General features: G+C 59.5%; 12 protein-coding genes and 1 tRNA gene. All 13 read left to right on the top strand.

The annotated features are described in order from the left end of the window. The first annotated feature begins 88 nt into the window (after positions 1-88). The 13 genes from HMPREF0908_RS05175 (at position 89) to HMPREF0908_RS05115 (ending at position 11,374) form a co-directional block, all read left to right on the top strand. Complete coding sequence (locus HMPREF0908_RS05175; RefSeq protein WP_006690401.1) at positions 89-853, top strand: family 1 glycosylhydrolase; 765 nt, start codon at positions 89-91, stop codon at positions 851-853. A 256-nt stretch (positions 854-1,109) separates the two neighbouring features. Continuing rightward, the gene (locus HMPREF0908_RS05170) at positions 1,110-2,387 is read left to right on the top strand and encodes an ArsB/NhaD family transporter (protein ID WP_006690400.1); all 1,278 of its coding nucleotides are present in this window, start codon (positions 1,110-1,112) and stop codon (positions 2,385-2,387) included. 497 nt (positions 2,388-2,884) lie between these two features. After that, positions 2,885-3,463, top strand: coding sequence for a Maf family protein (locus tag HMPREF0908_RS05165; RefSeq protein ID WP_040572436.1), 579 nt, complete (start codon positions 2,885-2,887; stop codon positions 3,461-3,463). Further along, positions 3,450-4,127: a RadC family protein gene (radC, locus tag HMPREF0908_RS05160; RefSeq protein WP_006690397.1), complete on the top strand. Its 678-nt coding sequence runs from the start codon at positions 3,450-3,452 to the stop codon at positions 4,125-4,127. Before HMPREF0908_RS05165 ends, radC begins: the two co-directional genes overlap by 14 nt. Positions 4,128-4,252: 125 nt before the next feature. Next, entirely contained in the window at positions 4,253-4,633 is a 381-nt protein-coding gene (locus HMPREF0908_RS05155) for a universal stress protein (protein WP_040572435.1), read from the top strand. Positions 4,634-4,683: 50 nt separating this feature from the next. After that, positions 4,684-5,691, top strand: coding sequence for a deoxyguanosinetriphosphate triphosphohydrolase (locus HMPREF0908_RS05150; RefSeq protein WP_006690395.1), 1,008 nt, complete (start codon positions 4,684-4,686; stop codon positions 5,689-5,691). A gap of 10 nt (positions 5,692-5,701) precedes the next feature. Continuing rightward, a complete protein-coding gene (gene dnaG, locus HMPREF0908_RS05145; RefSeq protein ID WP_006690394.1) occupies positions 5,702-7,486 on the top strand; it encodes a DNA primase in 1,785 nt (594 codons plus the stop codon). A 132-nt stretch (positions 7,487-7,618) separates the two neighbouring features. Continuing rightward, positions 7,619-8,731, top strand: a complete 1,113-nt coding sequence (gene rpoD / locus HMPREF0908_RS05140) for an RNA polymerase sigma factor RpoD (RefSeq protein WP_083787522.1) — start codon at positions 7,619-7,621, stop codon at positions 8,729-8,731. Between the two features lie 38 nt (positions 8,732-8,769). Continuing rightward, complete coding sequence (gene rpoD, locus HMPREF0908_RS05135) at positions 8,770-9,879, top strand: RNA polymerase sigma factor RpoD (protein WP_040572434.1); 1,110 nt, start codon at positions 8,770-8,772, stop codon at positions 9,877-9,879. Positions 9,880-9,896: 17 nt separating this feature from the next. Further along, positions 9,897-10,163: a type II toxin-antitoxin system RelB/DinJ family antitoxin gene (locus tag HMPREF0908_RS05130; protein ID WP_006690391.1), complete on the top strand. Its 267-nt coding sequence runs from the start codon at positions 9,897-9,899 to the stop codon at positions 10,161-10,163. Beyond that, on the top strand, positions 10,156-10,443 hold the full coding sequence (locus tag HMPREF0908_RS05125) for a Txe/YoeB family addiction module toxin (RefSeq protein WP_006690390.1): 288 nt from the start codon (positions 10,156-10,158) through the stop codon (positions 10,441-10,443). The genes HMPREF0908_RS05130 and HMPREF0908_RS05125 overlap by 8 nt, the downstream gene beginning before the upstream one ends. 42 nt (positions 10,444-10,485) lie before the next feature. Beyond that, a tRNA-Asn gene (locus HMPREF0908_RS05120) sits at positions 10,486-10,561 on the top strand. Between the two features lie 102 nt (positions 10,562-10,663). Beyond that, positions 10,664-11,374 (top strand): tRNA (adenine(22)-N(1))-methyltransferase, encoded by a 711-nt coding sequence (locus HMPREF0908_RS05115; RefSeq protein WP_006690389.1) that lies wholly within the window; start codon positions 10,664-10,666, stop codon positions 11,372-11,374. Positions 11,375-11,523 lie beyond the last annotated feature (149 nt).

Raw genomic sequence — 11,523 nt, 5'->3', positions numbered from 1 at the left:
AAGGAAGCACTGATAAATTCAGCACCGCCGTCTTAGTACATCTTTTTCGCCCTGTCTGTGCCCTAGAATCCTCCACATAGCTTCTGCTATGCGTCCGGTTTGTCTCCTTGACAGGACAAAAAATCTGCACCAATCCGACGGACTTCATTTTATCAGCGATTCCTTAATCAAAGCAATTGCCAAGAGCGAGTCCGGTGTCATGTATGCGTTTATGCCGCATCTTTTTGTATGCGTCGATTCGGTCGACGTATGGATAAAGCAGCACGGTGAGGGAAGTATTTTCCTGCGATACGGCATCGAGCCGCTCGTCACGATCTCGCACTACGAGACGCCGTTCCACCTTGCCAAAACATACAACGGCTGGATGAGTCATGACCTCATCGGCTTCTACGAGCGGTACGTGTGCACGATCTTTACGCGCTATCGGGAGAAGGTAAAATACTGGCTGACGTTCAACGAGATCAACTCCGTGCTGAACCGCTTCTATGACCGCTGGCAGAAGCCGCTCTTCATCGTGGAGAACGGGCTGGGCGCAAAGGACGTGCTCGTCGCGGACGGCGCGGGCGGCATGACGGTGGAGGACGACTACCGCATCGACTATCTAAGCGACCATCTCGTGCAGGTGGAGGAGGCCATCGCCGACGGCGTGCCCGTCATGGGCTATACGACGTGGGGCTGCATCGACCTCGTGAGCGCGTCGACCGCGCAGATGAGCAAGCGTTACGGCTTCATCTACGTCGACCGAAATGACGACGGGACGGGAACGCTCGCGCGGTACCGCAAGAAATCGTTCCGCTGGTATAGGAACGTGATCGCGACCCATGGCGGTTGTTTGCAGCGTACAGTAAAATGAGGCGCAGAGCTCCCCTGCCCGTGCGGCACACGCACAGTTTACCCCCGCTTCGTAAAAAACACCACACAACACGCGTAAACACGACAAAAAATTGTACACGGAAAAAAACTTGTCACTAATCACAGGCTTGTGATAAGATGAACACAGTCGTGCGTGCGGCGGCTGTGCCGCGCGTCAGTAGAACACCCCCAGGGAATCGCTGATCCGATGAGGTACCGAACGGATCAGCGATTCTCAAGACAAAGGAGGCGCATCTATGGAAACCTTGGCCGCAATCATTTTTGTCGTGATGTATATGGTGATCGTGTCGGAGAAGATCCACCGCACGGTCGCCGCGATGATCGGCGCAGTGCTCATGATGCTGCTCGGCATCCTCTCACAGGAGGTCGCGCTGCACCATGTGGACTTTGAGACGCTCGGGCTGCTCGTCGGAATGATGGTGCTCGTCGGCGTGACGAAGGAGACGGGGCTCTTTGACTACGTCGCCATCAAGGCGGCGAAATCTGCACAGGCGGAGCCGCGCCGCATCCTCGTCTACCTCTGTGTGATCACGGCGGTATTCTCCGCCTTCCTCGACAACGTGACGACGGTGCTGCTCATGGTGCCGGTGACGTTCAGCATCACAAAGATTCTGAAGCTCGATCCGATGCCGTATCTTCTGACGCAGATCATCGCCTCGAACATCGGCGGAACCGCAACCCTCATCGGCGATCCGCCGAACATCATGATCGGCAGTGCGGTCAAGGAACTGACCTTCGTCATGTTCATCGAACATCTCGCACCGATCGCCATTGTCTGTATGGTGGTTGTGCTCTTTATCATGTCGACGATCTACCGCAAGCAGCTCGTGACGACGCCGGAGCTGCAGGCAGAGCTGATGCAGATGGACGAGAAGGCGGCGATCACGGATCACGCCCTGCTGAAGCGTGCACTGTTCGTGCTGGGACTGACGATCCTCGGATTCTTCACGCACTCCTTTACGCATATTGAGTCCTCGCTCATTGCCCTCACGGGCGGCTTCCTGTTGCTCCTCCTCGCGGGCGGCAGCGAGCATCTCGTGGAAAAGGCGATGCATGCGGTCGAGTGGCCGACGATCTTCTTTTTCATCGGCCTCTTTATCGCGGTCGGCGGTCTGATCGAGGTCGGCATCATCGCCCAGCTCGCGGAGACGGCGGTCAATGCGACGGGCGGCGACCTGACGGCGACATCGCTCCTCATCCTCTGGATGAGTGCGATCATCTCATCCGTGCTGGACAACATCCCGTTCGTCGCGACGATGATTCCGCTCATTCAGAACATGGGCGCGATGGGCATCGCGAACCTTGAGCCGCTCTGGTGGTCACTCGCGCTCGGCGCGTGCCTCGGCGGCAACGGAACGCTCGTCGGTGCCTCGGCGAACCTCATCGTGGCGGGGATGGCGGCGGAGCGCGGTGTGCACATCAGCTTCGTCCGCTACTTCAAGATCGGCTTCCCGCTCATGCTGCTCACGATCGTCCTCTCGACGGTCTACGTCTACGTGCGCTATCTGCTCTAGGGCAATGCCGACAAGACGGTTTCTCGGATGATTTTTCGTTTGATTGAGGCGGCACATCGGATACAGCGTGCTGCTCTGTGGAGAATTCGCCGACAAAAATCGGGAAAAAGGCGCGTCAAGGGGCGGGGCCGAATGGATCCGCGTTTTCTTATAGGAATAAAAGAAAATCATTCTTTGCAGGAAAATAGAGCGCTTGCGCGAATCATATAAATACTGGAAATTTGTGGGAGACACCGGCACAGTTTCGGTGTCTCTCTTTTTGACCGAGTGAATCGCTGATCAAACCGTCTCTCAGATTGGCGCAGATGTTTTGTCCGATTGAGGCAGCAACCCGGAGGCACAGCAAGGGCTGTGCGGAGGATTTGCGAACAAAAGCGGATGAAAAAGATGCGTCAAGATGGTCGGGCCGAAGGGATCCGTGCTTCCCTGGAGATTGCTTTGCTGTGACCGCGTGGAGCGGCAGCAGAGCGGAGCGTATCAGCAGGAAGGAGGGAGCTATGTTTATTCTTGCATCGGCGTCGCCGCGCCGCCGCGCGCTCCTGCGCCAGATCGGGGCGCAGTTCGTCTCGATTACGCCCGCTGTCGAGGAGCGCAAGGATGGGGCTCGTCCGCGTGACGATGTGATTTATAATGCGCTGGCGAAGGCCCAAAAAGTGGCAGAGGAGTACCCCGACCACGCCGTCCTCGGGGCGGATACGGCGATTGTCCTCGGCGGCAAATCGTTCGGCAAGCCGCGCGATGCCGAGGAGGCGCGGCACATTCTCTCTCTCCTTGAGGGGCGCCAGCATACGGTGCTGACAGGGATCGCGTGGGTCAAAAACGGACACGCCGTCACGGATGCGGCAGAGACGGCGGTACGATTTGCGCCGATGTCGCAGGCGGAGATCGATGCCTATGTCGCGACGGGCGAGCCGATGGGAAAGGCGGGGGCGTACGCGGTTCAGGGGCGTGCTGCCATCTACATCGAGGAGATTCACGGCTCGTTCTCCAACATCGTCGGTCTGCCTCTGCATGCCGTTACGGCACTCGCCCGCACGGCGGGCATCGTCATGGAGGCGGACGATGCATCTCTCTGAGCTTTCGCCGGGGGAGCTGCCGCGTGAGCGGCTTCTCGCACACGGCGCAGCCGTGCTCAGCGACGCAGAGCTGCTCGCCGTCCTCCTGCGGACGGGACGTGCGGGGGAGAATGTCCTTGATCTCGCGCGCGGCATCGCGGCGCGGTTTCGGGAGGAGGGACTGGCGGCGATCCTGCGCATGCCTGCGGCCGAGTTCGCCCGCATCCCGGGCATCGGCAGCGCCAAGGCGGCGACGGTGCTCGCCGCACTTGAGCTCGGCCGCCGCGCCTATGCGGGGACGCGCGGGATGCCGCGCATGAACGAGGCGGCGGATGTGGCGGCGCTTCTCTCGGCACGCTGTCAAGCCGAGCGGCGTGAGCACTTCTTTGTCCTGCCGCTTTCGGCGAAGAATGAGGTGCTGATGATCGCTGATGTGTCAACGGGGACGCTCACGAATACACTTGTGCACCCGCGTGAAGTGTTCGAGCCCGCGATCCGCTGCAGCGCAGCGCATATCATCATTGCGCACAATCATCCGAGCGGTGATCCAGCGCCGAGTGCGGAGGATCACCGTCTGACACGCTCCCTGCATGAGGCGGGGGCGCTGCTCGGCATCCCCGTGGCCGACCATGTTATTGTCGCACGGGATGGATTCTTCAGCTTTGCTGAGGCGGGGCTGCTGTGATGTACCATTTTCGATGAATGGATACTTTTTTTTTTCAGAAAAAGGATTTGTCAATTTATCATCGAAATATACTGATAAAGCATACCCAACAATTTGATATCTGCAACGATTTAGGAGGGATTATCATGGGTGAGATCAAAAAGATTCTTGTCCCGGTGGATGGCTCAGTGAACGGCTGCAAGGCCGTGGACGAGGCACTCTCGATTGCGGAGAAATGCGGCGCGGAGCTGGATTTTGTCTATGTTGCGAGCAACATCAACAAGGATATCCCAAGCCATCTCGTCTTTGACCGCATCTGGGAGAAGCTTCCGCAGGGGCTGACGGCGCGCAAGCACGTCAAGAGCGGACATATCGCCAAGTGCATCCTGGAGCTGGCGTATGAGGTGCAGAGCGACATTATCATCATGGGCAGCCGCGGACTCGGCCTCCTCAAGGGTGTACTCATCGGCAGTGTCAGCCAGAAGGTGGTCGAGGAATCCAAGATCCCCGTCATGGTGGTGAAGTAAAGGAAGCACGGATCGACGCTGTGCTTCTCTCAGCAGGAGGTGTGTCAGCCGTGACGGTACGCGAACGCCTGGAGGCGCAGGAGGATGCCCTGCTGTCGCCCTTGGCTGCGCGCAGTGTGGATGCATCGCGCAGCCATCCGATGGAGGAGTGCCCTTTTCGCACAAAATTTCAGCGTGACCGTGACCGTATTCTTCATTCCAAATCGTTTCGGCGCCTGAAGCACAAGACGCAGGTCTATATCGTTGCGGGGGACCACTACCGCACGCGCATGACGCACAGTCTTGAGGTGGCGCAGATCTCGCGTACGATTGCACGCGGACTGCGGCTCAACGAGGATCTGACGGAGGCCATTGCCCTCGGGCATGATGTTGGACATACGCCGTTCGGCCATGCGGGCGAGGCGGTCATGGAGGAGATCATCGGCCATTTTGCCCACAATGAGCAGAGCCTGCGCATGGTAGAGGTGCTCGAACGCGGCGGTCAGGGGCTGAACCTCACAGGCGCGGTGCGTGACGGGATCCTGAACCATACGGGAAAGGGAATGCCGTCGACGTTTGAGGGGCGTATTGTCCGCATCGCCGACCGCATTGCCTATCTCTGTCATGACTACGACGACAGCCTGCGTGCGGGACTCCTCACGGCGGCAGATCTGCCGCCTGAGGTGCGGGACACACTCGGCACGGACACATCGGCGATGATTACGAGCATGGTGTCGGATATGATTGTCACCTCGGAGGTGCGCGGCGACGCGGCACTTTCGGATGCGGTGCAGCGTGCCATGGACGCATTCCGCAGCTTTATGTTCGAGCATATCTATCACTCCAAGACGCTTGCACACGAGCGTGCACAGGCGGGCTATGTCCTGCGTGCGCTGATGGATCACTTCACCGTGTACTTTGACTCGCTGCCGCGTGAATTCACGGCACGAGCAGAGAAGTGGGGACGTGATCAGTGCGTCGTGGACTATGTGGCGGGGCTGACGGACAGCTATGCCGTCGCGCTCTTCCGCGAGATCTACATCCCGCCCGTCGATCAGATGACGATCAAACCAATATAAGGAGAAACCTATGCATGACCCGAGGATGGAGGCGTTCGTGCAGCAGGTGCGTGCACGAACGGACATCCTCGCCGTCGTGCAGGGCTATGTTTCCCTGAAACGCAAGGGCAGCCGCTATTGGGGATGCTGTCCGTTTCACAGCGAAAAGACAGCGTCATTTTCTGTCGTGCCTGCTGAGGGCTTCTTTTATTGCTTCGGCTGCCATGCGGGCGGCGATGCGTTCAAATTTCTCTCGCTCATCGAGCATATCACCCCGTTTGAGGCAATCCTGCGCCAGGCGGAGCAGCTCGGCATCGAGCGCCCCGCGCGTCAGCGCGATGCGCGGGAGGAGGCGCGGCTGCGTGCCCTTGACGATCTGCGGCGCGTCAATGCGCTCGCGCGGGATTTCTTCCACAACTGTCTCACCATGACACGCTACGGCGCAGCGGGCAAGGCATATCTCGCAGGGCGCGGCATCACGGATGAGGCGATCGAGCGCTACGGCATCGGCTTCGCTCCGGATGCGTGGTCAAAGCTCTCCGATGCGTTCCAAAAGCGCGGCGTTGCTCAGCACGTCCTCGTCGATGCGGGGCTTGCCGTGCGGCGTGAGCGCGGAGGTGGGATTTACGACCGCTTCCGGGGGCGCGTCATCATCCCCATCGCGGATGAGCGCGGGCGTATCGTCGGCTTTGGCGGGCGTGCGCTCGGCGATGCCCAGCCGAAGTACCTCAATACGGCGGAGACTCCTGTCTTTAATAAGCGAAAGCTCCTCTTCGGCATGGACCGCGCACACAGTGCCATCGCCCGCGCGGGCTATACCATCGTTGTCGAGGGCTACATGGACGCGATTGCCGCGTGGGAGGCGGGGGTCGAGAACGTCGTCGCAACACTCGGCACATCGTTCACGAGTGACCACGCGGCTCTGCTCCTGCGCCGCGCTCCGCGCATTGTTTTCTGCTATGACAGCGATCGGGCGGGACAGGAGGCGACACTGCGTGCCCTCGCAGCGGTGCGTGGACGGGCAGCAGAGGTGCGTGTGCTCCTCCTGCCCGACGGCAAGGATCCTGATGAGTACGTCCGCACACACGGCGCAGAGGCGTTCCGTGCCCTCGTCGAGACGGCCGTGCCCGCGCCCGCCTTCCGCCTGCGCCATATCCGTGCACAGATGGCGGATGGGATCGAGGGCCAGCGGGCGGCACTGCGCGCCATGCTGCCTGTCCTGGCGGAGCTGGATGATGTGGAGCGCGCCGCATACGTGCGGCGTACCGCCGCGGAATTCTTCCTCGATGAGGGCGTTGTCGCCGATGCCCTGCGCCGCTTTCTGCGGCGCGGCGGCACGGCAGAAAGCGGCACAGCAGAACCGACGCGTATCGCTGCTGTGCGTCAGCCGGACCGCGCCCTGCAGCGTGCGGGACGGCAGCTCATCGCTGCCGTGTGGCACGATCCTGATTTTCTCGCGTCGATTACCGATGCCGTGCCGCTCGAAGCGTTCCCCGATGACTTTTTCGGTACGATATTGCGTGCGATTGACGCGCATATCCATGACGGCGGTGCGCTCAATGCGGATTTCATCGCCGCACAGCCGCCGGAGATGGGCGCGGAGGTCACGCGCGCACTGGTGGAGGACGCTCCGTCAAAGGATACCTGCATGGATGCACTCGCGGCATTCCGACGTGTCTACCTGACGGCCGCGCTTGCACAGCATACGCGACGTGCGGAAATGATGATGCAGGAAGGAAAAGCAGGCTATGTTGACGAATTAAACGCAGTGAAGCGCATTCAGGACGAACTTGCCCGTGGGGATGCACAGGAATAAATTCGGCGCATGTCTTTATCAGATGCACACAAAAAACGATATATTAAATAATAGCGTTTATTAAATAAAAACACGAACTGAAAGGAGGGGGGAAGAGTGCAGGCCGCAGCGATACGAAAAAATACGGAGGATATGGGAACTCCTGCGTACATCACACAACTGATGAAAAGAGGAAAGGGGAATGGCGGGACACTTACCTGCAGCGAGCTGATGGAAGCGCTCGTGCAGGAGGGCGTAACCCCCGACGCAATGGATGAGCTGTATCAGCACTGCATGGAGGAGAACATCGAGATTGTCGATGATGCAGATGTCGGCGCGGATGAGGAACTGTCGGACTTTACCGATATAGAGGACAAGGATGAGACGGATGCAGACGTGGATGTCGATACGGTCCTCTCTGTTCCCGAGGGCGTTGCTCTTGATGACCCCGTCCGTATGTATCTCAAGGAAATCGGACGTGTTCCCCTGCTGACGGCAGAGGAGGAGGTCGAGCTCGCACGCCGTATGGAGGCGGGCGATGAGGCGGCACGGCATCGTCTCGAGGAGGCAAATCTGCGCCTCGTCGTCAGCATCGCCAAGCGCTATGCCGGCCGTGGGATGATGTTCCTTGATCTCATTCAGGAGGGCAATCTCGGCCTCCTGAAGGCGGTCGAAAAATTCGACTACAGCAAGGGCTATAAATTCAGCACGTATGCGACATGGTGGATTCGTCAGGCCATTACGCGTGCGATTGCCGACCAGGCACGCACGATCCGCATCCCGGTGCACATGGTGGAGACCATCAATAAGTATATCCGCATCTCACGGCAGCTTCTGCAGGAACTCGGGCGCGACCCGACACCGGAGGAGATCGCGCATCGTATGGGGCTGAGCGTGGCGCGTGTGCGTGAGATCATGAAGATCTCGCAGGAGCCTGTCTCCCTTGAGACCCCCATCGGCGAGGAGGAGGACACCCGCCTTTCTGATTTTATTGAGGATGAGGCGGCTCCCGATCCTGCGGATGCAGCATCCATGCTGCTGCTGAAGGAGCAGATCTCCGAGGTGTTGACGACGCTTGCCCCGCGTGAGGCAGAGGTGTTGCGTCTGCGGTTCGGCCTGGTGGACGGACGCTCGCGCACCCTCGAAGAAGTCGGGCAGAATTTTGGCGTGACACGGGAACGCATCCGCCAGATCGAGGCGAAGGCACTGCGAAAACTCAGACATCCCGTACGGCTGCGCAAACTGCAGGGGAATTTTGACTCATGAGGCGAGAGCCTATCCAATATCGACAGGAGGACAGCGTTATGCCAGAGGGGACGGAGCAAAAGAAAGCGCCGAGCACCGACATCATCGAGCGCCTGCTTGCCAAAGGCAAAAAGAACGGTGGGTCGCTGACGTTTGGCGAGATCATTGACGCGCTGCAAAAACAGGATATGTCCCCCGACGAGATGGACGATATGTACCAACGCTTCAGCGACGAAGGCGTGGAGATTGTCGATGATGTGGCGACAGACGAGCGGGCTGAGGATGAAAAGCCTGAGAAGGAAGAGGAAGTCGAGATTGACCTCACCGTCCCCGAGGGCATCTCGCTTGACGACCCCGTCCGCATGTATCTGAAGGAAATCGGACACGTCCCCCTTCTCACGGCAGAGGAGGAAGTCGCCCTCGCCCAGCGCATGGAGGCAGGCGACGAGGAGGCGCGGCACCGCCTCGAGGAGGCCAATCTGCGCCTCGTCGTCAGCATCGCCAAGCGGTACGTCGGACGCGGGATGCTCTTTCTCGACCTCATTCAGGAGGGCAATCTCGGATTATTGAAGGCGGTCGAAAAATTCGATTACAGCAAGGGCTATAAATTCAGCACCTATGCAACGTGGTGGATTCGCCAGGCGATCACACGCGCCATCGCAGATCAGGCGCGTACGATCCGTATCCCGGTACACATGGTCGAGACGATCAACAAGCTTGTACGCATCTCGCGCCAGCTTCTGCAGGAGCTCGGCCGCGATCCGCACCCCGAAGAAATCGCAAAGGAAATGGGCATCACCGTTGCGCGTGTTCACGAGATCATGAAGATCGCACAGGAGCCTGTATCTCTTGAGACCCCGATTGGCGAGGAGGAGGACTCCCACCTCGGCGACTTCATCGAGGATGAGGCGGCACCCGCACCAGCCGAGGCGGCCTCCTTCATGCTCCTGCGCGAGCAGCTTGAGGAGGTGCTTGAGACACTGACCGACCGCGAGAAGAACGTCCTGCGCCTGCGCTTCGGGCTCGAGGACGGGCGGTCACGCACCCTCGAAGAGGTTGGGCAGAGCTTCGGCGTGACGCGCGAACGCATCCGCCAGATCGAAGCAAAGGCGCTGCGGAAGCTGCGCCATCCGAGCCGCAGCAAGGTACTGCGGGACTTCCTTGAGTAGGAAATGAGGTGAACGGTATGACGCAGGTAATGATTCAGCTGGAGGATGAGCTGTCCAAAGAACTGCATCAAGTCTGTGAGGACATTGGGCTTCCTGTATCTGCGGCTTTTTTGATCTTTGCCAAGCGCGTTGCACGTGACCGCAAGATACCGTTTGAACTCTCCGCCGCCCCTGACCCGTTCGACTCTCCGCGCAATATGGAACATCTTCGCCGCAGCATCGCCCAGCTCAATGCAGGGCAGGGCACAGAGCACGAACTGATCGAGGACACGGAGGATGCGTAAAATTTGGTCGGACGAGACATGGGAGGACTACCTCGACTGGCAGATGCAGGATAAAAAGACATTGCGCCGAATCAATCTTCTCATCAAGGATGCAGAGCGCAATCCATACACGGGGCTGGGAAAACCGGAGCCACTCAGAGGAGATCTGAGCGGATTTTGGAGCAGACGGATTGATGAGAAAAACAGACTCGTCTACCGTGTTTCTTCCGATTTTCTTGAGATTGCTTCGTGCAAAGGACATTATGACGGAGAAGCCTCTGCGGCACAACATTTTTCTTGACAGCGGGGCATACAGCCTTTATAATACGCTTGTCTGACACATTCCTCGATAGCTCAGTCGGTAGAGCGTCTGACTGTTAATCAGAATGTCACTGGTTCGAGTCCAGTTCGAGGAGCCATTTGAATCTTTGGAGTGTAACGGAGAGGTTACACTCCTTTCTTATATTTACATTTATTACGCGGGGATGTGCCCCGCGCGTGAAACGACAAGGAGGGCGGTTATGCAGCTCGATGCGCGGCTGGCGGCAATCGCAGCGCTTGTTCCGCACGGAACGGCACTGGCGGACATCGGCGCTGACCATGCCTACCTCGCAGCAACGCTCGTCCTGCACGGACATGCGCCGCGCGCCGTTGTCGGTGATCTCAGCGCGGGCGCGTGCGCGGCGGCGCGGCGGACGGTCGGCGCACAGCGGCTCACACGCCAGATCGATGTGCGGCAGGGCGATGGGCTCTCCGTCCTCCTGCCGGGCGAGGCGGAGAGCATTGTCATCGCGGGTATGGGCGGCGGACTTATCGCCGACATCCTCGCGGGGGCGCAGGACATCCTCGGGGACGTCGGGACGCTCGTTCTCCAGCCGATGAACGGCGCAGAGAAGCTGCGCCGCTGGCTCTATGCACATGACTGGACGATCGAGAAGGAGACGCTTGCCCGTGCGGGCGGACATCTCTATGAGATCATCCGCGCCGTGCACGGACACACGGCGATGCCCGAGCCGGCACTGCTCCACATCGGCACACAGCTCGTTCAGCAGCGTGACCCGCTCCTCGGTGAGCACATTGCGCGCAAGGCAGCGCGGCTCGCTCGTGCCGCGGAGGGCATGGAGGGGAGCGCGGAGGCACGTCAAAGTGCGGAGTACCGCGCGGCTGTGTCGCTGCTGGCGGCACTGCGTACACTGCAGGCACGCGCCGATGCAGACAGACGCACACACTAAGCCCCCGTCGGAACAGGGAACGCCTGCGGTAGTGGGGGGGCCTTGAAGAGCTGCTGTCAACGGACATCGGAAGCGACACCCAGTGCGCCAAAAGGGCGCGCATCATTTCACGCAGCCTTACCCATCGAAAACCCAACGCATCTAAGGAG

Source organism: Centipeda flueggei ATCC 43531, assembly GCF_000160695.1.
Taxonomy (GTDB): domain Bacteria; phylum Bacillota; class Negativicutes; order Selenomonadales; family Selenomonadaceae; genus Centipeda; species Centipeda flueggei.
Note: the sequence above shows the minus strand (reverse complement) of the source record. Positions and strands in the feature narration are given on the sequence as shown.

Bases quoted from the DNA above. Each gene is read 5' to 3' on its own strand.
- HMPREF0908_RS05115 (WP_006690389.1), top strand. From the start codon at position 10,664: ATGCAGCTCGATGCGCGGCTGGCGGCAATCGCAGCGCTTGTTCCGCAC.
- HMPREF0908_RS05125 (WP_006690390.1), top strand. From the start codon at position 10,156: ATGCGTAAAATTTGGTCGGACGAGACATGGGAGGACTACCTCGACTGG.
- rpoD (WP_083787522.1), top strand. From the start codon at position 7,619: ATGGGAACTCCTGCGTACATCACACAACTGATGAAAAGAGGAAAGGGG.
- HMPREF0908_RS05175 (WP_006690401.1), top strand. From the start codon at position 89: ATGCGTCCGGTTTGTCTCCTTGACAGGACAAAAAATCTGCACCAATCC.
- radC (WP_006690397.1), top strand. From the start codon at position 3,450: ATGCATCTCTCTGAGCTTTCGCCGGGGGAGCTGCCGCGTGAGCGGCTT.
- HMPREF0908_RS05165 (WP_040572436.1), top strand. From the start codon at position 2,885: ATGTTTATTCTTGCATCGGCGTCGCCGCGCCGCCGCGCGCTCCTGCGC.
- rpoD (WP_040572434.1), top strand. From the start codon at position 8,770: ATGCCAGAGGGGACGGAGCAAAAGAAAGCGCCGAGCACCGACATCATC.
- HMPREF0908_RS05130 (WP_006690391.1), top strand. From the start codon at position 9,897: ATGACGCAGGTAATGATTCAGCTGGAGGATGAGCTGTCCAAAGAACTG.
- HMPREF0908_RS05155 (WP_040572435.1), top strand. From the start codon at position 4,253: ATGGGTGAGATCAAAAAGATTCTTGTCCCGGTGGATGGCTCAGTGAAC.
- dnaG (WP_006690394.1), top strand. From the start codon at position 5,702: ATGCATGACCCGAGGATGGAGGCGTTCGTGCAGCAGGTGCGTGCACGA.
- HMPREF0908_RS05170 (WP_006690400.1), top strand. From the start codon at position 1,110: ATGGAAACCTTGGCCGCAATCATTTTTGTCGTGATGTATATGGTGATC.